Annotated in this window: 17 protein-coding genes and 1 pseudogene; 10 read left to right on the forward strand and 8 right to left on the reverse strand. The window is 65.4% G+C overall.

Annotated elements, in window-relative coordinates; all coding sequences use genetic code 11:
* Window positions 1-18: 18 nt before the first annotated feature.
* Window positions 19-1,140, reverse strand: coding sequence for an AraC family transcriptional regulator (locus ACVK00_RS25305; protein ID WP_456826963.1), 1,122 nt, complete (start codon window positions 1,138-1,140; stop codon window positions 19-21).
* A 260-nt stretch (window positions 1,141-1,400) separates the two neighbouring features.
* Between ACVK00_RS25305 and ACVK00_RS25310 the strand changes: the two genes are divergently transcribed.
* The gene (locus tag ACVK00_RS25310; RefSeq protein WP_354123320.1) at window positions 1,401-2,123 is read left to right on the forward strand and encodes an OmpW/AlkL family protein; all 723 of its coding nucleotides are present in this window, start codon (window positions 1,401-1,403) and stop codon (window positions 2,121-2,123) included.
* Between the two features lie 136 nt (window positions 2,124-2,259).
* On the opposite strand, the gene ACVK00_RS25315 is transcribed toward ACVK00_RS25310, so the two are convergent.
* From ACVK00_RS25315 to ACVK00_RS25325, 3 genes are read right to left on the reverse strand one after another with little or no spacing between them, the layout of a single operon-like run.
* Window positions 2,260-3,570: a helix-turn-helix domain-containing protein gene (locus ACVK00_RS25315; protein WP_284895963.1), complete on the reverse strand. Its 1,311-nt coding sequence runs from the start codon at window positions 3,568-3,570 to the stop codon at window positions 2,260-2,262.
* A 27-nt stretch (window positions 3,571-3,597) separates the two neighbouring features.
* On the reverse strand, window positions 3,598-4,725 hold the full coding sequence (locus ACVK00_RS25320) for an NAD(P)-dependent alcohol dehydrogenase (protein WP_284895960.1): 1,128 nt from the start codon (window positions 4,723-4,725) through the stop codon (window positions 3,598-3,600).
* A gap of 14 nt (window positions 4,726-4,739) precedes the next feature.
* Window positions 4,740-6,218: a benzaldehyde dehydrogenase gene (locus ACVK00_RS25325; protein WP_284895957.1), complete on the reverse strand. Its 1,479-nt coding sequence runs from the start codon at window positions 6,216-6,218 to the stop codon at window positions 4,740-4,742.
* A gap of 1,358 nt (window positions 6,219-7,576) precedes the next feature.
* On the opposite strand from ACVK00_RS25325, the gene ACVK00_RS25330 reads away from it, so the two are divergent.
* The 9 genes from ACVK00_RS25330 (at window position 7,577) to ACVK00_RS25370 (ending at window position 15,874) form a co-directional block, all read left to right on the forward strand.
* Window positions 7,577-8,569 (forward strand): hypothetical protein, encoded by a 993-nt coding sequence (locus ACVK00_RS25330; protein WP_354123321.1) that lies wholly within the window; start codon window positions 7,577-7,579, stop codon window positions 8,567-8,569.
* A 517-nt stretch (window positions 8,570-9,086) separates the two neighbouring features.
* Window positions 9,087-10,223, forward strand: coding sequence for a muconate/chloromuconate family cycloisomerase (locus tag ACVK00_RS25335; RefSeq protein ID WP_212119717.1), 1,137 nt, complete (start codon window positions 9,087-9,089; stop codon window positions 10,221-10,223).
* Between the two features lie 34 nt (window positions 10,224-10,257).
* Window positions 10,258-10,548, forward strand: coding sequence for a muconolactone Delta-isomerase (gene catC, locus ACVK00_RS25340; protein WP_105830632.1), 291 nt, complete (start codon window positions 10,258-10,260; stop codon window positions 10,546-10,548).
* Between the two features lie 75 nt (window positions 10,549-10,623).
* Window positions 10,624-11,568 carry a catechol 1,2-dioxygenase gene (gene catA, locus ACVK00_RS25345; RefSeq protein ID WP_284895952.1) on the forward strand — a complete coding sequence of 315 codons (945 nt, stop codon included), beginning with the start codon at window positions 10,624-10,626 and terminating at the stop codon, window positions 11,566-11,568.
* 119 nt (window positions 11,569-11,687) lie between these two features.
* Window positions 11,688-13,046, forward strand: coding sequence for a Rieske 2Fe-2S domain-containing protein (locus ACVK00_RS25350; protein ID WP_228910772.1), 1,359 nt, complete (start codon window positions 11,688-11,690; stop codon window positions 13,044-13,046).
* Window positions 13,043-13,531 carry a benzoate 1,2-dioxygenase small subunit gene (benB, locus tag ACVK00_RS25355; protein ID WP_105786849.1) on the forward strand — a complete coding sequence of 163 codons (489 nt, stop codon included), beginning with the start codon at window positions 13,043-13,045 and terminating at the stop codon, window positions 13,529-13,531. The genes ACVK00_RS25350 and benB overlap by 4 nt, the downstream gene beginning before the upstream one ends.
* Before the next feature lie 38 nt (window positions 13,532-13,569).
* Window positions 13,570-14,592, forward strand: coding sequence for a benzoate 1,2-dioxygenase electron transfer component BenC (gene benC, locus ACVK00_RS25360; RefSeq protein ID WP_166723856.1), 1,023 nt, complete (start codon window positions 13,570-13,572; stop codon window positions 14,590-14,592).
* Window positions 14,589-15,365 (forward strand): benzoate diol dehydrogenase BenD, encoded by a 777-nt coding sequence (benD, locus tag ACVK00_RS25365; protein WP_166723857.1) that lies wholly within the window; start codon window positions 14,589-14,591, stop codon window positions 15,363-15,365. The genes benC and benD overlap by 4 nt, the downstream gene beginning before the upstream one ends.
* Before the next feature lie 116 nt (window positions 15,366-15,481).
* Window positions 15,482-15,874 (forward strand): RidA family protein, encoded by a 393-nt coding sequence (locus ACVK00_RS25370; protein ID WP_284895949.1) that lies wholly within the window; start codon window positions 15,482-15,484, stop codon window positions 15,872-15,874.
* Here ACVK00_RS25370 and ACVK00_RS25375 read toward each other — a convergent pair.
* The 4 genes and pseudogenes from ACVK00_RS25375 to ACVK00_RS25390 all read right to left on the reverse strand — a co-directional run.
* Window positions 15,874-15,972, reverse strand: a pseudogene (locus ACVK00_RS25375) (SDR family NAD(P)-dependent oxidoreductase); the annotation flags it as partial. The gene ACVK00_RS25370 and the pseudogene ACVK00_RS25375 overlap by 1 nt on opposite strands.
* A gap of 34 nt (window positions 15,973-16,006) precedes the next feature.
* On the reverse strand, window positions 16,007-19,144 hold the full coding sequence (locus tag ACVK00_RS25380) for an efflux RND transporter permease subunit (protein ID WP_284895947.1): 3,138 nt from the start codon (window positions 19,142-19,144) through the stop codon (window positions 16,007-16,009).
* The gene (locus ACVK00_RS25385; protein WP_284895945.1) at window positions 19,141-20,250 is read right to left on the reverse strand and encodes an efflux RND transporter periplasmic adaptor subunit; all 1,110 of its coding nucleotides are present in this window, start codon (window positions 20,248-20,250) and stop codon (window positions 19,141-19,143) included. Before ACVK00_RS25385 ends, ACVK00_RS25380 begins: the two co-directional genes overlap by 4 nt.
* A gap of 82 nt (window positions 20,251-20,332) precedes the next feature.
* Window positions 20,333-20,950 carry a TetR/AcrR family transcriptional regulator gene (locus ACVK00_RS25390; protein WP_166723862.1) on the reverse strand — a complete coding sequence of 206 codons (618 nt, stop codon included), beginning with the start codon at window positions 20,948-20,950 and terminating at the stop codon, window positions 20,333-20,335.
* Window positions 20,951-20,984 lie beyond the last annotated feature (34 nt).

Genomic DNA, 20,984 nt, shown 5'->3' on the forward strand with positions numbered 1-20,984 from the left:
CACGCCGCAATGGCGGCATCAACCTGTCATGCTCGACGATCGCGGCGCCGGGTCCGCGTTGCTGCGCACCTCGTTCGGCGTCATGCCGGTCCAGCGCTTGAACGCATGCCGGAAACTCGCGGCATCGCTGAATCCCAATACCAGCGCGATGTCTTCGATGCTCAATGCGGTCGTGCCGAGATAGTCGATCGCCAGCGCCCTGCGCACGCCTGTCAGCAGTTCGTTGTACGACGTGCCCGCGGCGTCGAGCTTGCGGCGCAACGTCCTTGAAGTCATGTGCAGCGTCCCGGCGATCGCGTCGATGTCCGGGAATCTGCCGGGCATGCGCATCAGTTCGTCGTAGACGCGCAGCGTGATCCCGGAGCGATCCTGGAGTTCGTCGAGCAACTCCGCGCAGTGCCGCGAGACCTGGGCCGCCGTGATCGGGTGGGCAAGCTGAGGCGCCCGCGACATCCAGGCGGCGGGATAGCTCAATGCATGACAGTCCTGATCGAATTGGACCGGACAGTCGAGCGTTTCGGCAAGCAGCGCCGCATGGGCCGGTTGCCCGCATGCAAATCGTGCGTGGACTGGCACGCACCACGGTCCCATCACGTCCTTGACGAAGGTCGCGTGGAGCACGAACTGCATGTCGAGCAGGAAGCCATACAACCGCGCGTCGAGCTCGGGCAGCGCGACGTCTTCCCGGGCGGGGAAATACCAGGTCGCCAGATCGTCTTCCATGACCCAGCGAATGCCGAGCAAGCCGTTCGCGAGCCGGTGGAACCGGACCGCCGCATCGAACGCCTCCCCCAGCGTTTCGGCGCACAGCGTCGCGTACCCGTACATCCCGTAGCTCGACGCATGCAGCAACCTGCCGACCCGCACGCCCAGATCGGCGCCCGGATAGTGCCGGAGCGCGTTGCGCACGGCCGTCAGGAATTGTTGCGCCGACGTCAGCGTGAAGGGGTTCGCTACGTCGTTCGAGTCGAGATCGGTCCCGGCGAGCACCGTGGACGTTTCAAGCTCCAGATGCGCTGCGACTTCCATCAGCGCCGCGAGTTTCGACGGGGACGAGCGTTTTTCGGACAGGGTCGCCAGATCGACCGGCAACGACGGCAGGCCGGCGCCAGGGCCGGCTTGCGTCGGGTTCAATCGCATGTTGCTGCTGCTCATCTCTGAATCAGGTCGTCGGTTCTCGTCGCGGCCCGGAAGCGGGTCATCCGGTGCATCGATGTGCCGCGGGCTCGGTCCGCAGTGACCACGTTACGTCAATCAGCGGGTTCCGTGTGGTAGCGAACACGGACAATTTTCGCGTCCGTTTCAAACATTTCCAAAGCCCCGGTCGCCGGCCATAGTGGCGGCACGCCACGGCCGACCTGCGCGCTCGTGGCGAAAAATAAATATGGAGATTCCGTTCAATGAAGTCGATGAAACTGGCGGCGGCTGCCGCCATGCTGGTCGCGAGCGCGGCAGCGCACGCGCAGTCCGCGGGAAACAACGTGGTCGGAACGGGCTGGTTGAGAATCGCCCCGCAAACCTCGAGCGATCCGCTCGAAATCGGGGGACACGCCGTGCCCGATACGGGCGCGAACGTCGATCACGCCGACACACTCGGCATCACCTTCACGCACTTCCTGACCGACAACATCGCGGTGGAGAAGGTCGCCGGCATTCCGCCGAAATTCAAGCTCTCGGGTACCGGTGTGCTGTCTTCCGCGGCGATCAATCCGCTCGGGGACGTCCGCCAGTGGAGTCCGGCGCTGCTGCTGAAATACTATTTTGGCCGCGCGGATGCCCGATGGAGACCCTATCTCGGCATCGGCGTCAGCTATATCTGGTTTACGAACGTGCATGTCGGTCCCGCGTTCCAGCAGGCGTTGAGCGCGCAATTGACGCACGGCGCGACGACGGGCCTGTCGACGAGCGCGGACGTCGACAGCGCATGGTCGCCGGTCTTCAATGGCGGGTTGAATTACCAGTTCGACAAGCATTGGTCGGCCGGGCTTTCCGTTTCCTACCTGCCATTCGGGACGAAAGCCAATTTGACCACCCGGCTGCCGAACGGTGCCGTGGTCAAGAGCGTCGCGAAGATCACGCTGGATCCGCTCGTCACGCTGGTGTCGGTCAATTACGCATTCTGACCGGGGGATGCGACGGCGGCGATCGGGTTCGCAAGGAATCGGGCAGGGCGATGGCGTGGCCGACATCGTTTCATGTCCATCGCCGCACGCCGCACGCCGCACGTTGCACGCCGCACGCCGCTCGTTGCACGCCGCGTCAATGCAGCCCGTCAGTCCCGATCCCCGCAGCATCGAGCCGCCTGAGCTTCGCGTACAGCGTCGTGCGTGAAATGCCGAGTTGCCGCGCGGCCGCCGACACATTGCCGTCGTGTTCGTCGAGCGCGCGGCGGATTGCTTCGAGCGACTGTTCGTGCAGGCTTGCCTGCGGGCTGGCGGCCGGTGCTGCGGTGCACACATCGGCGGCGTCTTCGAGCCCATCGGCGTGGCGCGCCATCGTCACCCGATCGAGCGGCGCGCGCAGCGTGCGCACCCATAGGTGGCTACCATCGTCGCGCGCGATTCGCTGCGGCGTGCGCGCCGGTGTCAGCAAACGACGCTGTTGCGCGGGCGTCGCACCGGGAAACAATTGCCGGAGGTCGTACGGCGCGACCGGCCCTGCGGGCGCGAGATCGAGCATCTGCCTGGCAAGCCGGCTCACCGCGCGCACGCGGCCCGCTCCGTCGAGCGCAATGACGCCGGCGAGCGGCGTGCCGAGCCAGCGCGGATCGTGCTGGACCTGCAGCAGATGGCAGTCGCGCAACATCGCATACAGCCGCTGCTCGGCGGACAGCGCCGCGTGCCGGAACTGCTCGCGCAGCTGCACGACGTTGCGCCGGCCGATGCCGGTGATGTCGAGCGCGCCGATCACTTCGCCGTCGAGGCCGACCAGCGGCACCGCGAGGCAGAATACCCGCGAGAACTCGTCGAGATAGTGCTGGGCGCCCGCGACGACGGCCTCGGCGCCGTCGTGAATCACGCAGCTCGGCGCGGTCGTGCCGATGTTCGGTTCGACGATCCGGCGGCCGGCGACGATCGGTGTCAGCAGCGCGTCGTCGCATTGCGGGCTGCGCCGCGCATGCACGATCGTGCCGCGCGGATTGACGCAGAAGATCGTCCACTCGCGGCCGCCGAACGCGGCCCACAGCGGCTCGATCTCCTGCGCGACGCAACGGTAGAGCCGCCGGTCCGCGCGCGATTCGTCGAGCTCGCGCTGCATTTCATAGCGGGCGTTTTGCCATGGCCGCAGTCCGGCGTCGCGCGAACGCAGCCACGAGCGCGCGACGCTGGCCGGCAAAGCCGTTTCGGGCAGCGGCTCGCCCGCCGCGAACCGGGCGCGGAGCCGGTCGAGGTCGACCGGCCGTGCAGGAGATTCAGGGACTGTGTTCACACATGCGCTCCATGTGGGGTCGAACGTCCGGGCCGGGCATGCCGGCCGGCGTGTCGCGCGAATGCGTAATATAGCCCGGTGCCCGAAGCGGGGTATCGTCGTGCCGTGAAAGGGCGCACGCAGCGTGCCGCCGATTTGCATCGGGATGCCGCCGGCGGCACCCCGCGCTCAATGCGGCAACCGCAGGATCGGTTTGAGCGTTATGCCGCTGCTGCTGTCCTCGGCGGCTTGATTGATCTGCTCGAGCGGATAGAACTTCACCAGCCGGTCGAATGGGAACCGGCCTTGCAGATGCAGCTGCACGAGTTGCGGAATGAAGGTCTGCGGCACGCTGTCGCCTTCGACGATGCCGCGGATCGTGTGGCCGCCGAGCAGCAGGCTGTTCACGTCGAATTCGGCCTTCGTGCCGAGCTTCGGCGCGCCGACCACGCCCATCGTGCCGCGCGAGCCGAGCGCGTCGATCCCTTGCGACAGCACGGCTGGCAGCCCGGTCGATTCGAGTGCGTAGTCGACGCCGCCGCCGGTGATCTCGCGGATCGCGTCGACGACGTCGACTTCCTTGCTGTTGATCGCGTGCGTCGCGCCGAGCTTCAGCGCCAGCGCGAGCCGCGACGGCACGATGTCGACGGCGATGATGGTCGTCGCGCCGGCGATACGCGCGGCCATCACGGCGCTCATGCCGACCGCGCCGGCGCCGAAGCTCGCGAAGCTGCTGCCCGTGCGTACCGCGAGCGAATTGATCACCGCGCCCGCGCCGGTCTGGATGCCGCAGCCGAGCGGGCCGAGCAGTTCGAGCGGCGCTTCCTTTGGCACCTTGATCGCGTTGTTCTCGCGCGCGAGCGCGTAGCTCGCGAACGACGACTGCGCGAAGAAATGATCGTGCAGCGGTTGGCCGGCTGCGTCGCGGATGGCCGTCTGTCCGTCGGCATCGGCGCCGCCGAAGTTCAGCGCGAAGAACTGCCGGCAATACGCGCCGTGACCGCCGACGCACGACGCGCAGTGGCCGCACGCGCCGTAGGTCAGCACGACATGATCGCCGGCAGCGAGTGTCGTCACGTTCGGGCCGACCGCCTCGACCACGCCGGCGCCTTCATGACCGAGCACGGCCGGCAGCGGCACCGGATAGTACTGGTCGCGCACGATCAGGTCGGTGTGGCACAGGCCCGTCGCGACGACGCGTACCAGCACCTCGTCGCCGCGCGGCGCGCGGATCCGGGCCGGTTCGATCGAGAAGGGCGCGCCGGCGGCGCGGGCGACGGCCGCGGTGACGGCGCGCGTATCGTTTTCGGTGTACATGGTCGGTCTCCTCGTCAAATCGGATACAGCGGCGCTTCGCCCTTGATCGTCAGCCACTGCCACTGCGTGAATTCTTCCCAGTTTGCCGCACCGCCGATGCTCGAGCCATTGCCCGATGCGCCGACGCCGCCGAACGGGTTGATCACTTCGTCGTTGACCGTCTGGTCGTTGATGTGCAGCAGCCCGGTATTCAGCCGCTCGCCGATCCTCAGCGCGCGGCCGACGTCGGCGGACAGGATCGCCATCGACAGCCCGTATTCGGTGCGGTTTGCGAGCGCGATCGCGTCTTCGTCGGTATCGAACGGCACGACGATCGCGACCGGCCCGAAGATTTCCTCGTCGAACGCCGGATTGCCCGGCGCGACGCCGCTCAGCACGGTCGGCTCGAAGAATAGGTCGCGATGGCCGCCGCCCGTCTCGACGCGTGCGCCGGCGCGACGAGCCGCGTCGACCACGCTCGCCGCATGGTCGCGTTGCGCCGCGTTGATCAGCGGGCCGAGGCCGACGTCGCCGCTGGCCGGGTCGCCGACGCGCAGACTTTGCGCCTTCTCGACGAGCTTCGCGACGAAGCGGTCGTGAATCGCGCGCTGCACGAGCACGCGGCCGGTTGCCATGCAGATCTGGCCTTGATGCAGATACGCGCCCCATGCGGTGTTCGCGACCGCGCGGTCGAGATCGGCATCGTCGAGCACGATCAGAGAATTCTTGCCGCCGAGTTCCAGCGACACCTTCTTCAGATGGCGGCCGGCCGCTTCGCCGACCTTGCGCCCGGCCGCGGTGGAGCCGGTGAACTGGATCATTGCGACATGCGGATCGGCGACCAGCGCGGCACCGGCCGCGCCGTCGCCGGGCAGCACGTGCAACACGCCTGCCGGCAAGCCGGCGAGCTCGAACACGCGCGCGATCGCGACGCCGCCGCACACGGCGGTGCGCGGATCGGGCTTCAGCACGACCGCGTTGCCGAGCGCCAGCGCCGGCGCGACCGCGCGCATCGCGAGGTACAGCGGGAAGTTGAACGGCGAGATCACACCGACCACGCCGCGCGGGCGGCGACGCGCGAGCGAGAGCCGGCCGGCCGCCGACGGCAGCACCTCGCCGGCCGCGCGTGACGGCAGCCCGGCCGCTTCGTGCAGTGCCTTGATCGTGACCGACGTTTCGAACGACGCCTTCGCGCGCGTCGAGCCGCTTTCGCGCACGAGCCAGTCGACGATTGCGTCGAAGTGCGTTTCGGCGACGGCCGCCGCGCGACGCAGGACCGCCGCGCGCTCGTCGTACGGCAGGCCGAACCATGCGGGCTGCGCGCGATGCGCGGCGGCCGACGCGTCGGCGATGGCCGCGCCGTCGGCGAGGCCGATGCGGCCGAGCGTGTTGCCGGTCGCCGGTTCGATCACGTCGGCGGCGTGCGCGCTCGCGTGCCAGCGTCCGTTGAAAGTCTTGCCGCGCCAGACGTCGGCGTCGAACAGTGCGGTGTTGGTGCTGGTGCTGCTATCCATTTACGCTCCTAAGGACATTCGGATCGGCCGGATCGGGTGTTGCTTGGGGGGCTTGGGTGTCGACCGGCATGCGGGCGAGGGTAGGCAGGGGCGGCGAAACGGGGCTATACGGGTTTGTTCCCACCCGCTGGGGCTGCGCGGAGCGGGATGCGGTTGCGGTTATGTGTGCGGAAACTGAACAGTCGTTGCGTGGGTTGTTGCGGCATGCCGGCTGATGATGCGGTGGGGATTGATGGTGCCGCGGTACCTGGGTCGTGTCCGGAAGCGGCCACTTGGGCCAGCATTGCTTCATCGAGAACTTCCACGTGTCACATCCAACCGCCAACGAATGCCTCCGATATTAGTTGTCAGCTCTACGTCATTACGCCCGAAGCCACGCAAGCAGCAGGAAACGAATCACATTTGCAACACTTTGTGCAGATGTAAAAAAACGATCCGCACTTCTCCCCGTGTCCGCGCCATCGAACTCGGTGACTCTTTGACCGCTGCAGAGCCATTCCTGCAAACGTTCTCTGTCGGTCGAACATGATTCGATAGTGAAACCTTTCCTGCTCTTTCATCAGAGGCGAACAAGCGACGGCATTCATGTCACTTGGCGTACGCCGAATGGGGCGAAGTGGCCTGCAACTTGCTTGCCTTCCTACCTGTAAATCGGCCGAGCGAGTAGAGCTTATCCGGCATACGTCGAAAATCTAGGTGAAATTATTCGTGACTTTCTCTAGCACTCATTGGGGGATATAGTGAAAAAAACCATGATTATCGTGCGCGCTGTGTTATTGGCAACGTGCGCTGCGGGTTTTTCAGGTTGCGCATCGACGGTTATTGAATCGAAATCCTATAGGTCATACGCGGTAGGGGTGCAACAAACTGCCACAATCGGACAGTCGTTTCTTGTGAATCAGAACGGCTCGATCTCTACCGTTAGGCATTGGGTTGGGATATTGAATTCACCCGATGGATGGCGGGAATCCAAAGAATATTCACAAGATTACGTACGTCAAGAACTCGTCTACGGAGGGCGATCTGGAAATACCATCGACGTATCTTACAGAGAGTTCCGCGGAGGGTATGCCGCGCCAGCGTTCTACCAAAGCGTCAAATATGACCTCAGCTCATCATCGAGAATTCGGTTTCAAAATTTCTCAATCGACGTGTTGCAGGCCGACAATCAAACAATCGTGTATAAAATTGTTTCTGATAGGTGAATATAAACAGCATCGAGGCTAGCTAGAATCTTGCCCCGTCAAATGAGGCGTGATGCGCCAGAAACGGATTGAAATGACCTGCGAACACATTACTGTCGCGCGTAGCAAAAGGTCCGGAGCGCCCGTGGATTGAACGAATAAATCGGGGGGTATATGGTCAAAAGCAAAGAGGAGCAACTCGACAGTTGCATCGAGCAGGCGTTCCAATCGAACCGGGCGTTTACCAACTGGTTTCTCTCTCGGACAAAATTCGCCAATGACGGGGGCGTGTACCAATGGTCGCGCAGCGACAACCCTTGGGGTACTCATCCACATGTAACTATTGATCTGGCGAGTGGCAAGCCGGTCGTCAAATATGTACAGAGCGAAACCGACGTGTTGGTCGTGTTCTCGCGCCCGAATGGCGGGCCGTTTGCTTTGCATATCGAGAATAAGCTCAAAAATGGTTCATTTATGCCGGATCAGCCAGAACGATACCAGTCACGAGCAGCGCATTGGCTCAATAATCCGAAGTACGGGATGTATGTAGACTTTGAGACGGTCCTGATTGCGCCTCAAGTTTTCTTTGATCAACATCGCGTCGATGCCGAAGCGTTTGATCGATATATTTCGCATGAGGAAATCGCCAATTATCTTCCTGAATTTCTCGAGAATTATCAACAAATCAATGACGATCACATGGATGCGAGACTCGTCGCGCAAACCGTTTTGCGTGCTGGCATCTGGTTAATTCGAAATGGATACGGTCGACTGATAATCCTGCCGTATGTGGCGCCGTCTGGAATGCACTGGCGCTGTGCGTTTCATCCGCCAGGAAAATTCAATGACGAGATCTATCGATACACCGCCGGCAGTGAAGGAACAGTTCTTCCTGGTGAACCGGATATCGTTATGTCGTCGACCATGACCGCGCAGACGCTCGCTGAATTAATTGTCGCGCGAGCGCCTCGCGACGCGCTGGCTTTGTGTGAAGGTGAAGCGGGTCAAGCGGTACTCGATTGGCTTCGGCGATTTGAGAAGGCGCTTGATGCAGGCTACATTCCTGAAGCGTTCAATAATGATGATCCTGTCACTGATCGATGGGCATTGCTAGGCGATGGAGGCTCAAGCGACATGGATCCTCAGCCGGGCTACCGTGCCTCATAGCAGCGCATTTCTCATGGCGGCCGATTTGATGCTATTGCGCGTGCGTAACCGCCGATCGACCAGCGCGTCACGAGCAAAGGGGACCGGGTGCTTCTGGCCCCTAGCTACCATCAGCGTCTGACAGAAGGACCATCACCAACGAGCGTCGATATCCCCTCCCGTCGTTCGCAGAAACCGACGCCGAAGCCGAAGCCCGCCGGCCAACCTCACCGTTTTTCCCTCAGGAAAACCCTGATCGATTCAGCCAGGCCACCCGTTTCAGCCGTTTTCCCCCTGCCGAAAGCATCCGCATCGCACCTCCGCCCAAGCGATACCCCGCCCACGCCCAACCCCGCTCCAGCAAGCCTCTCAGCCCACATACCCAGCAAAAAAGGTATGGTGCCCCGCAATATTCCGAGTCCCAAACCGAATTTCAATACCTCCCAGGTATCAAAAAGCACGCCCAAAAGTATTGGACGCTCCATTTCCCCGCCGCGTATAAATCCGTTCCATGAACTCCCCACACGCAGCGCACCCCATGTCCCCGATCACCATCGAACGCATTGAAACCCGCCTCGTCGACCTGCCGACGATCCGTCCGCACAAGCTGTCGGTCGCCACGATGCACGGCCAGACGCTGATGCTGGTGAAGGTGCTCTGCAGCGATGGCGTGACCGGCCTCGGCGAAGGCACGACGATCGCCGGGATGGCCTACGGCCCGGAAAGCCCCGAAGCGATGAAGCTCGCGATCGACGCGTACCTCGCGCCGGCGATCATCGGCCGGGATGCGACGCGCATCCAGACGCTGATGGCGTTCCTCGGCAAGCTCGCGAAGGTCAATCACTTCGCGAAGAGCGCGCTCGAAACCGCGCTGCTCGACGCGCACGGCAAGCGTCTAGGCGTACCGGTCAGCGAACTGCTCGGCGGTCGCCGGCGTGATCGCTTGCCGGTCGCCTGGACACTCGCATCGGGCAACACGGCGACCGATATCGCCGAGGCCGAGCGGATGCTGGACCTGCGCCGCCACAACGTGTTCAAGCTGAAGATCGGCGCGAAGGCGCTCGCCGATGACATCCGGCACGTGGCCGAGATCAAGCGGGCGCTCGGCGAGCGCGCCTCGGTGCGCGTCGACGTGAACATGGCCTGGAGCGAAACACAGGCGGCGCGCGCGATTCCGGCGCTGGCCGATGCCGGTTGCGAACTGGTCGAGCAGCCGGTGGCGTCGGCCGCGGCGCTCGCGCGGCTGATGCGCCGCTTCCCGGTCGCGCTGATGGCCGATGAAATCCTGCAGGGCCCGGACAGCGCGTTCGAGATCGCGAAGCATCACGGCGCGGACGTGTTCGCGATCAAGATCGAGCAGAGCGGCGGCCTCTTTGCCGCGCAGCGCGTCGCGGCGATCGCGGATGCGGCCGGCATCGAGCTGTATGGTGGCACGATGCTCGAAGGCGCGTTCAGCACGGTCGCGTCCGCGCATCTGTTCGCGAGCTTCGCGAACCTGCAGTGGGGCACCGAACTGTTCGGGCCGCTACTGATCACCGAAGAAATTCTCACGACCCCGCTCGACTACAGCGATTTCGAATTGACCGTGCCGAGCGGCCCGGGCCTCGGCATCGAACTCGACGAAGCGAAGGTCGCGCGCTTCACCCGCGACGGGCTGACGAAAGTCTCCCGCTAACCCGCGCTAACCGATTACGTATCAGGACATCACGATGCTTTTCCACGTACGCATGGACGTCAACCTGCCGGCAGACCTGCCGGCCGGGGTCGCCGACGAGATCAAGGCCCGCGAGAAGGCGTACTCGCACGAGTTGCAGCGCAGCGGCAAGTGGCGCCACATCTGGCGCATCGCAGGCGAATACGCAAACTACAGCGTGTTCGACGTGTCGGGCAACGCCGAGCTGCACGACATCCTGACCGGCCTGCCGCTGTTCCCGTACATGAAGATTTCGGTGACGCCGTTGTGTCGCCACCCGTCGTCGATACACGACGACGACGTTTGAGCCACGGAGTCGCTCGTTCTCCGACAGCGAGCACCCCGGGTCACGATTCCCCCAAATACACGTGGAGACACCATCATGAGCGTCAAAGTTTTCGATACGAAGGAAGTGCAGGATCTGCTGAAGGCCGCGTCGAACGCGGGTGCGAACGGCGCGAACGCCGGCAACGCGCGCACGCAGCAGATCGTCCAGCGGCTGCTCGGCGACCTGTTCAAGGCGATCGACGATCTCGACATCACGCCCGACGAAGTGTGGGCCGGCGTGAACTACCTGAACAAGCTCGGCCAGGACGGCGAAGCGGCGCTGCTCGCGGCCGGCCTCGGCCTCGAGAAGTATCTCGACATCCGGATGGACGCCGAGGACGAGGCGATCGGCCTGGACGGCGGCACGCCGCGCACGATCGAAGGCCCGCTGTACGTCGCCGGCGCACCGGTGCGCGACGGCGTCGCGAAGATCGACCTCGACGCGGACGAAGGCGCGGGCCCGCTCGTGATCCACGGCACGGTCACGGGGCTCGACGGCAAGCCGGTGGCCGGCGCGCTGGTCGAATGCTGGCACGCGAACTCGCACGGCTTCTATTCGCACTTCGACCCGACCGGCAAGCAGAGCGATTTCAACCTGCGCGGCGCGGTGAAGACGGGCGCGGACGGCAAGTACGAATTCCGCACGCTGATGCCGGTCGGCTACGGCTGCCCGCCGCAGGGCGCGACGCAGCAGCTGCTGGATCGCCTCGGCCGTCACGGCAACCGCCCGGCGCACGTGCACTTCTTCGTGACCAGCGACGGTCACCGCAAGCTGACGACGCAGTTCAACATCGACGGCGACCCGCTGATCTGGGACGACTTCGCGTATGCGACGCGCGAGGAGCTGATTCCGCCCGTCACCACCAAGGCCGGCGGCGCCGCGCTCGGGCTGAAGGCCGACGCGTACCAGGACATCGAGTTCAACTTCGTCCTGACGCCGCGCGTCGAGGGCAAGGACAACCAGATCGTCGAACGCCTGCGCGCTTCCGCCACGGCATAACCGCCCGACGGCGCGGCGGCGCGCATGCGCCGCCGCCGCCGGCCGGGCTCCCGCGAGATTCAATCGATACCGATGCGAGCGTGCTTGCAGGACCCGGCACGCGCACAGGAGGAACCAACATGTCCGCCACGATCGACCCCACCACCGAACTGGACCACCTGCTCGCCACCGCCGTGCAGGACGACAAGGAAGCCGGCGTGTTCCGCTGCCGCCGCGACATCTTCACGAACGAGGCGCTGTACGAGCTCGAGATGAAGCACATCTTCGAGCGCAACTGGGTGTACCTCGCGCACGAGAGCCAGATCCCGAACAACAACGATTACTACACGACGTGGATCGGCCGCCAGCCGGTCGTCATCACGCGCGACAAGGCCGGCGAGCTGCACGCGGTGATCAATGCCTGCGCGCACAAGGGCGCGATGCTGTGCCGCCGCAAGCACGGCAACAAGGGCAGCTTCACGTGCCCGTTCCACGGCTGGACCTTCTCGAACACCGGCAAGCTGCTGAAGGTGAAGGACGAGAAGACGACCGAGTATCCGGTGCAGTTCAACACGCACGGCTCGCACGACCTGAAGAAGGTCGCGCGCTTCCAGAGCTATCGCGGCTTCCTGTTCGGCAGCCTCAGCGACGACGTGCTGCCGCTCGAGGACTACCTCGGCGAGGCGCGCGTGATCATCGACCAGATCGTCGACCAGGCGCCGAACGGGCTCGAAGTGCTGCGCGGCAACTCCTCCTACATCTACGAAGGCAACTGGAAGATGCAGATGGAGAACGGCTGCGACGGCTATCACGTGAGCACCGTGCACTGGAACTACGCGGCGACGATGGGCCGCCGCAAGGAAGACGGCACCAAGGCCGTCGATGCGAACAGCTGGAGCAAGTCGGTCGCGGGCGTGTATGGCTTCGACAACGGCCACATCCTGCTGTGGACCAAGACGATGAACCCGGAAGTGCGGCCCGTGTACCAGCACCGCGACGAGATCGAGGCGCGCGTGGGCGCAGTGCAGGCCGACTTCATCGTGAACCAGACGCGCAACCTGTGCGTGTACCCGAACGTGTTCCTGATGGACCAGTTCAGCACGCAGATCCGCGTGGTGCGTCCGCTCGGCGTCGACAAGACCGAAGTCAGTATCTTCTGCTTCGCGCCGAAGGGCGAGAGCGAAGCCGACCGCACGACGCGGATCCGCCAGTACGAGGATTTCTTCAACGTGACCGGGATGGGCACGGCCGACGATCTCGAGGAATTCCGCGCATGCCAGGCCGGCTACGCGGGCATCACGGCGATGTGGAACGACCTGTCGCGCGGCGCGCCGCTGTGGGTCCATGGGCCGGACGAGAACGCGAAAAAGATGGGGCTGAACCCGCGCATTTCGGGCGAGCGCAGCGAGGACGAAGGGCTGTTCGTGTGCCAGCACGAGCACTGGGTGCACGTGATGCGCGATGCGCTGAAGAAGGAACGCGGGGAGGTGGCGGCATGAACATCGATTACCGGACCATTTGCGCGGCGCTGTATCGCGAAGCGCGCCTGCTCGACGATCGCGAGTGGGACGAGTGGCTGACCTGCTACACCGAGGACGTCACGTACTGGATGCCCGCGTGGGACGACGACGACCGGCCGACCGACGATCCGCAAAGCGAGATCTCGCTGATGTACTACGCGGATCGCGGCGGCCTCGAGGATCGCGTGTTCCGCATCAAGACCGAGCGCAGCGGCGCGTCGACGCCCGAGCCGCGCACCAGCCACAACGTGACGAACGTCGAGGTGCTGGCCGAGCGCGACGGCGAGGTGGACGTGCGCTACAACTTCGACACGCTCAACCATCGCTACCGCGTGACCGATCACTACTTCGGCACGATGTTCGTCACGCTGCGCAAGGTGAACGACGCGCTGCTGATCTCGAACAAGAAGATCGTGCTGAAGAACGACTATATCCGGCAGGTGCTCGACGTGTATCACGTCTGACGCCGATTGTTTCGACAGTAACCGAGGGAGACGAGGTCATGTCCACCTACAAGATTGCACTGAACTTCGAGGACGGGGTCACCCGCTTCATCGACTGCAAGGCCGGCGAGAAGGTGCTCGACGCCGCGTTTCGCGCGAAGATCAACCTGCCGATGGACTGCTCCGACGGCGTGTGCGGCACCTGCAAGTGCCGCGCGGAAAGCGGCAGCTACGACCTCGGCGACGACTACATCGACGACGCGCTCACCGAGGACGAGAAGGACGGCGGCCTCGTGCTGACGTGCCAGATGGTGCCGCAAAGCGATTGCGTGATCGCGGTGCCGACCTCGTCGGTCGCGTGCAAGACCGGCCACAGCGCGTTTGCCGCGACCGTGACGCGGGTCGAGCCGCACAACGACGCGGCGATCGTGCTCGAGCTCGACGTCGACGCGGCCGCGCCGGTGTTCCTGCCGGGCCAGTACGTGAACATCGGCGTGCCGGGCAGCGGCCAGCACCGGTCATACTCGTTCTCGTCCGCGCCGGGCGACACGAAGGTCGGATTCCTGATCAAGAAGATTCCCGGCGGCGTGATGAGCACGTGGCTCGAATCGGCGGCGCCCGGCGACACGCTCGAGCTGAACGGGCCGCTCGGCAGCTTCTACCTGCGCGACGTCGCGCGGCCGCTGCTGTTCCTCGCGGGCGGCACGGGCCTCGCGCCGTTCCTGTCGATGCTGGAGGCGCTCGCGCGCAGCGGCTCGCAGCAGAAGGTGCACCTGATCTACGGCGTGACGCGCGATCTCGACCTGGTGCTGGTCGACGCGATCGAAGCGTATGCGGCGAAGCTGCCGAATTTCAGCTTCGCGACCGTCGTCGCCGATGCGGCGTCGAACCATGCGCGCAAGGGCTGGGTCACGCAGCACATTCCGGCCGATGCGCTGAACGACGGCGACGTGGACGTCTATCTGTGCGGGCCGCCGCCGATGGTCGATGCGGTGCGCCAGTACTTCGACGACCAGGGCGTGAAGCCCAACAGCTTCCACTACGAGAAGTTCACCCCGAACGTGACGGCAAAGGCGGCATGACCATGCAACGATTCTCCGGAAAGGTCGTCGTCGTCACCGGCGCGGCGCAGGGCATCGGCCGCGGCGTCGCGCTGCGCGCGGCGGCCGAGGGCGGCCGCGTGCTGTTTGTCGATCGCGCGGAATTCGTGGCCGAGGTGGCCGCCGAAGCGCCGGGCGGCAACACGGCCGGCTTCGTCGCCGATCTCGAGACCTACGACGGCGCGCACGCGGCGATGGCGTGCGCGGTCGCGACGTTCGGCCGGATCGACGTGCTGATCAACGGCGTCGGCGGCGCGATCCGGATGCGGCCGTTCGCCGAGTTCGAGCCCGCGCAGATCGACGCGGAAATCCGCCGCTCGCTGATGCCGACGCTCTACAGCTGCCACGCGGTGCTGCCGCATCTGCTGGCCGGGGGCGGCGGCACGATCGTCAACGTGTCGTCGAACGCGACGCGCGGAATTCGCCGCGTGCCGTACTCGGCCGCGAAGGGCGGCGTCAATGCGCTGACGGCGGCGCTTGCGATGGAATACGCGGAGCACGGCATCCGCGTGGTCGCGACCGCACCCGGCGGCACCGCGGCGCCGCCGCGCCGCGTGCCGCGCAATGCGGCCGGCGACAGCGAGCAGGAACAGGCGTGGATGGCCGAAGCGGTGCGGCAGGTGACCGACTCGACGTTCTTCAAGCGCTACGGCAGCCTCGACGAACAGATCGCGCCGATCCTGTTCCTCGCGTCCGACGAGGCGAGCTACATCACCGGCACGGTGCTGCCGGTCGCGGGCGGCGACACGGGTTGAGCAGCGGCCGCTTGCCGAACCGATGCTTCACGCGTGCACGTGCCGCAGCCGCGCGGGCACGCTATCCGACATTCACATAATCGGCCGGCGCCGCGAGCCCGGCCACGGAGACACTCATGCGCGAACGCGAAGCGATCATTCCGGCCGGAATGGAAGCCGTGTACGAAAAAATCGGCTATGCACCGGCGATCAAGGTCGGCGATACCGTCTACGTGTCCGGCCAGATCGGCCGTGATGCCGCGATGCAGCTGGTGGAAGGGCGCGAAGGGCAGATCGTGCAGGCGTTCGAGAACCTGAAGCGCGTGCTGGAGGCCGGCGGCGCTTCGCTCGACGACGTGGTCGACCTCACGACCTTCCATACCGACATGCGCGACCTGCCGCTGTTCATGCAGGTGCGCGACCGCTATTTCCATTCTCATCCGCGGCCGGCGTGGACGGCTGTCGGCGCGCACATGCTGGGCGGTTCGCCAGGCTATATCGTCGAGATCAAGGCGGTCGCGGTGCTGTAACCGAACACGCGGCACCCGCGTTTCGCGAACTTCTCTGCGGCGGCGCGCCCGATGCCCGACGACACGCCGGTCACGACGACAACGGTGGGGTTCGACATGGTTGTTTCTCTCGATACGTGAACGGGGTGGGTATCAATCGCGCACGTCGAGCGCGGGTGCAAGCGTAGGTGCGGCAGGCGACGCCTCGTGTCCGCCACGGCGCGAACCGGCGGCATGACCGGGCCGGATTCGATACCAGATCGCATACATCGCGGGCAGGAACACCAGCGTGAGGATCGTGCCGGCGAACGTGCCGCCGATCAGCGTGTACGCGAGCGTTCCCCAGAACACCGAATGGGTAAGCGGAATGAACGCGAGCACGGCCGCCATCGCAGTCAGGATGACCGGGCGGGCCCGCTGCACGGTGGCTTCGACGACCGCATGGAACGGATCCAGCCCCGCGAGTTCGTTCTGATGGATCTGCCCGATCAGGATCAGCGTGTTGCGCATCAGGATCCCCGACAGCGCAATGAGCCCGACCAGCGCGTTGATGCCGAACGGCTGCCCGAACAGGATCAGCGTCGGCACCACGCCGATCAACCCGAGCGGGCTCGTCAGGAACACCATCACCATCGCGGAGATCGAGCGCACCTGGAAGATGATGATGACGAGTGTGATCGCCAGCATGATCGGGAACAGCGGCAGCATCGCCGTCGTCGCCTTGCCCGACTCCTCGATGGAGCCGGCCTGCTCGATTCGATAACCGCTCGGCAGCTTGTCGACGATCGGTTGCAGCGCCTTCGTGATCGCGGCCGATACGTCAGGCGGCTGCAAACCATCGGCGATGTCGCCGCGCACGGTGACGGTCGGCACGCGATCGCGCCAGCGCATGATCGGCTCCTCCATTCGTACGTCGACCTTGCCGACCTGCGACAGCGGAATGTGCTGGCCGTTCGCGCCGACGAGCGTGAAGTCGTCGAGCCGCGCCGGGTCGAGCCGCGTATCGCCGCCCGACCGCGCGATCACCTGCACGGTACGAATATCCTCGCGCACCGCCGTGACGGGTACGCCCGTGAGCAGGAACTGCAGCTGCTGCGCGACCGCGCCCGACGTCAAGCCGACCGCCTGCAGGCGATCCTGCTGCAACGTGAAATGCATCGTCGGCGCGCGCGTGCCCCAGTCGGCATTGACCGTGCGCATCATCGGGCTGCCGGTCATGACGTGGCGAACCTCGGCCGCGATGCCGCGCAGCGTGTCCGGATCGGGGCCCGTGATCCGGTAGGCCACCGGGAACGGCGAATACGGACCGAACACGAGTTGCGTGACGCGCACGCGCGCTTCGGGCGCGAGGCCGTCGGCAACGGCGCGGCGCAGCCGGGCCTTCAACGCGTCGCGCTCGTCCTGACTGTCGGTGCGCACCACGATCTTCGCGAACGACGGATCGGGCAACTCCGGCCCCATCGCCAGATAAAAACGCGGCGCACCCTGGCCGACGTACGCGGTGACGATCCGCGCTTCCTTCTGTCTGGCGAGCCACGCCTCGACCTTCGACGTGGTGGCGCTGGTTTGCGAAATCGACGTGCCGTACGGCATCTGCACCTCGATCAGCACCTCGGGGCGATCGGAGATGGGGAAAAACTGCTTCTTGACGATCGCCATGCCGAGAATCGCGAGCACGAACAGGCCGACGACCGAACCGGCGACCAGCCATTTGCGGGCGATCACGCGCGTCAGCAGTTGGCGGAAGCGGTTGTAGCGGGGCGTGTCGTAGATCGCATCGTGACCGCCTTCGAACTTCTTGAAGTTCGGCAGCATCTTCACGCCGAGGTACGGCGTGAAGGCCACCGCGATGACCCACGACGCGATCAGCGCGATCCCGACGATCCAGAACATGTTGCTGGTGTATTCGCCCGCGGTGGAGCGCGCGAAGCCGTTCGGCATGAAGCCGACCGCCGTCACCAGCGTGCCGGCCAGCATCGGCGCGGCCGTATGGCTCCACGCGTAGGCCGACGCGGCCACGCGGTCGTAGCCTTCCTCCATCTTCACGACCATCATCTCGATCGCGATGATCGCGTCGTCGACCAGCAGGCCGAGCGCGAGGATCAGCGAGCCGAGCGTGATGCGGTCGAAGTTCTTGCCGGTCGCGGCCATCACGACGAACACCACGGCGAGCGTCAGCGGCACGGCCGCGGCGACGACGAGGCCCACGCGCCAGCCCATGCTGACGAAGCTCACCAGCATCACCACGAGCAGCGCGGCGAAGAACTTCACCATGAACTCGTCGACGGCGGAGCTGATGTTCACGGACTGGTCGGTCACCTTGGTCAGGCTCATGCCGAGCGGCAGCCCGCTATTGATCGCGCCGACCTCGTGGTCGAGCGCACGGCCGAGGTCGAGGCCGTTCCAGCCGTCGCGCATCACGATGCCCAGCAGCAGCGCGGGTTCGCCGTTGTTGCGGATCAGGAACGTCGACGGGTCTTCGTAACCGCGCTCGACGGTGGCGATGTCCGACAGTTTCAGCGTGCGACCCTGCGCGACGATCGGCGTGTCGCGAATCTTCTGCAGCTTGTCGAACGCGCCGTCCACGCGAATGAAGATCTCCGGGCCGCGCGTTTCCACGGAGCCGGCCGGCGTCAGCGCGTTCTGGCCGTTGAGCGCGGCGAACACGTCCTGCGGGCTCACGCCGAGCGTCGCGAGCCGGTCGTGCGACAGCTGGATATAGATGCGCTCCGCCTGCTCGCCGATGATGTCGACCTTCTTCACGCCGGGCACGTGCAGCAGCCGCTGGCGCAGCGTCTCCGCATCGCGCACCAGCAGGCGCTGCGGCTCGCCCTTGGCCTTCAGCGCGAAGAGGGCGAACGTGACGTCCGCATACTCGTCGTTGACCATCGGGCCGATCACGCCCGACGGAAGATCGTTCGCCACGTCGCCGATCTTCTTGCGCGCCTGATAAAACTGCTCCTGCACCTCGGACGGCGGCGTGCTGTCGAGCAACGTCAGCGTCGTGAAGGCCAGGCCGGGGCGCGTGTAGGTTTCGGTGCGGTCGTACCAGCGCAGCTCCTGCATGCGCTTTTCGATCTTTTCGGCGACCTGGTCGTGCATTTCCTGCGCGGTCGCGCCGGGCCATGCGGTGACGATGGTCATCACCTTGACCGTGAAGGCCGGGTCTTCCGCGCGGCCCAGCTTGAAGAACGACACGAGCCCGGCGAGCGAAATCAGGCAGATCAGGAACAGCGTGACCGCGCGCTCGCGCACCGCGAGCGCCGACAGGTTGAATCGGCGCTCGCTCACGGTCGTGCTCCTTCGCTTGCGAGCGCGACGGCCTGCGGCGACACGCGGACCGTTTCGCCTTCGCGCAGCAAGTGGGCGCCGAGTGCGACGACGCGCTCGCCTTGCTTCAGCGTGCCGGACACGCGGGCGTTGTCGTCGTCCAGATGCTCGAGCTTGACCGGCCGCCACGCCACCTTGGCCGGATCGCCGGCGACGACCCACACGCCGGGCCCCTTGCCTGCGTCCAGCAGCGCGCCGATCGGCACCTGCAGGCCGGTTTGTTGCGCGCCGTCCGCGATCCGGATCGTTACGGTCGCACCCAGCGGGGCGCCGGCCAATGCACCCTGCAGCACATAGCGCGCTTCGAACGTGCGCGTTCTGGTATCCGCGGTATCGGAGAGCTGGCGCAGCGTCGCGGGAACGCTCACGTCCTGCTTGCCGAACAGCTCGGCCTGCGCGCTCGATCCGATCGCCGGGCGCAGGGTTTCAGGCAACTGGATCACGGCCTCGCGGCTGCCGGCGTGCGCGAGCCGTACCACCGGCTGGCCCGCGCTGACCACCTGACCGGGCTCGGCGAGGGTTTCCATCACGACGCCGTCGCCGTCCGCGACGAGTTCCGCATAGCCTGTCGCATTGCGCGACACGTTCGCGTCGGCCTCGGCGGCACTCAGTTGCGCCTTGGCGGCATCGGCCGCCGCCTTGATCTGGTCATAGGCCGATGCCGATATCGCTCCGGTGCCGCGCAGGTCGCGGTAGCGGGCTTCGTCTTCGGCGGTCTGCCGCGCGCGGGCCCGCGCGGCGGCCACGGCCTCGTCGCGTGCGCGGGCCGCGAGCTTCAGGTCGACCGGGTCGAGCCGCATGAGCGGCTGGCCGCGCCGGACGGTTTGACCGGCGTCGACGAGCCGCTCCTGCACCTTGCCGGACACCCGGAACCCGAGGTCGCTCTGCACGCGGGCGGCGACGGTGCCGGTAAACGCGCGGGACGCGGGAACGGCCGCCTGCACGACGGCGGTGCGCACGAGCGGCGCTTCCGTGCGCGGATCGGAAGGCGCTTTTCCGCTGCACGCGGCTAGCGCGAGCGGCAGGGCGGAAGCGGCTGCGAAGAGAGCGAGGCGACGCCTGACCATGAAAGACCCAGTGACGAAGTGTTCGGGGCTTTCATTGTGGATCTAGTGACTAAAATAGTCAATGGTCACAAACGGCGACGCATCATGGGGCGAGGCTGCGCAGAACGAGGCTGGACAACTGGGCGGGCGCGGCGTCGGTCGTGTCGAGGTTGTATTGCAGCAGCAGCGGATTCAGGTACGGGCGCATCACCAGGTAGATCGCCATCGCGGTTTCGTCCAGCGGCGTCTTGCGCTCGAACTCGCCGTTTTGGCGGCCTGCCTGCAGCACGTCCTGCAGCAGTTTCTGCACGCGCGCTTCGTAGTCCTGCACCGACTGCCAGTTCCCGGTGGCGGCCGATGCGGCGATGTCGTAGAGCTTGCGGTCGCGGAAAAACAGCCGCAGGCTCGCTTCGGTAAAGACCTTGAACATCCGCCGCAGCTTTTCGGTGGGCAGTTCGGCCTCGGCGACGGCCGCGCGCACCTCGGTCTCGATCTCGTGCAGGCAGTTCGCGCAGATCATTTCGCCGATCGCCTGTTTCGACTCGAAGAACTTGTAGATATAGGCCTTCGAGAAGCCGATCGCCTTCGCGAGATCGGACACGGTCGTCTTTTCATAGCCGTACCGGCTGAAGTGCTCGGTGGCGGCAACGACGATCTGGTCCCGGACGTCGTGGTCGGCCGGCCCCCGCGCGGGGGCCGGGGAAGAAGCGGGTTTTTTCATGGGCTGCAGCCGACTGGATGGACAACGAGTGACT

It is taken from the genome of Burkholderia sp. PvR073, assembly GCF_054055695.1.

Bases quoted from the DNA above. Each gene is read 5' to 3' on its own strand.
- benD (WP_166723857.1), top strand. From the start codon at position 14,589: ATGACCATGCAACGATTCTCCGGAAAGGTCGTCGTCGTCACCGGCGCG.
- ACVK00_RS25305 (WP_456826963.1), bottom strand. From the start codon at position 1,140: ATGCGATTGAACCCGACGCAAGCCGGCCCTGGCGCCGGCCTGCCGTCG.
- ACVK00_RS25350 (WP_228910772.1), top strand. From the start codon at position 11,688: ATGTCCGCCACGATCGACCCCACCACCGAACTGGACCACCTGCTCGCC.
- ACVK00_RS25390 (WP_166723862.1), bottom strand. From the start codon at position 20,950: ATGAAAAAACCCGCTTCTTCCCCGGCCCCCGCGCGGGGGCCGGCCGAC.
- benB (WP_105786849.1), top strand. From the start codon at position 13,043: ATGAACATCGATTACCGGACCATTTGCGCGGCGCTGTATCGCGAAGCG.
- catA (WP_284895952.1), top strand. From the start codon at position 10,624: ATGAGCGTCAAAGTTTTCGATACGAAGGAAGTGCAGGATCTGCTGAAG.
- ACVK00_RS25385 (WP_284895945.1), bottom strand. From the start codon at position 20,250: ATGGTCAGGCGTCGCCTCGCTCTCTTCGCAGCCGCTTCCGCCCTGCCG.
- ACVK00_RS25330 (WP_354123321.1), top strand. From the start codon at position 7,577: ATGGTCAAAAGCAAAGAGGAGCAACTCGACAGTTGCATCGAGCAGGCG.
- ACVK00_RS25370 (WP_284895949.1), top strand. From the start codon at position 15,482: ATGCGCGAACGCGAAGCGATCATTCCGGCCGGAATGGAAGCCGTGTAC.
- ACVK00_RS25325 (WP_284895957.1), bottom strand. From the start codon at position 6,218: ATGGATAGCAGCACCAGCACCAACACCGCACTGTTCGACGCCGACGTC.
- ACVK00_RS25320 (WP_284895960.1), bottom strand. From the start codon at position 4,725: ATGTACACCGAAAACGATACGCGCGCCGTCACCGCGGCCGTCGCCCGC.
- benC (WP_166723856.1), top strand. From the start codon at position 13,570: ATGTCCACCTACAAGATTGCACTGAACTTCGAGGACGGGGTCACCCGC.
- ACVK00_RS25315 (WP_284895963.1), bottom strand. From the start codon at position 3,570: ATGCAAATCGGCGGCACGCTGCGTGCGCCCTTTCACGGCACGACGATA.
- ACVK00_RS25310 (WP_354123320.1), top strand. From the start codon at position 1,401: ATGAAGTCGATGAAACTGGCGGCGGCTGCCGCCATGCTGGTCGCGAGC.
- catC (WP_105830632.1), top strand. From the start codon at position 10,258: ATGCTTTTCCACGTACGCATGGACGTCAACCTGCCGGCAGACCTGCCG.
- ACVK00_RS25335 (WP_212119717.1), top strand. From the start codon at position 9,087: ATGTCCCCGATCACCATCGAACGCATTGAAACCCGCCTCGTCGACCTG.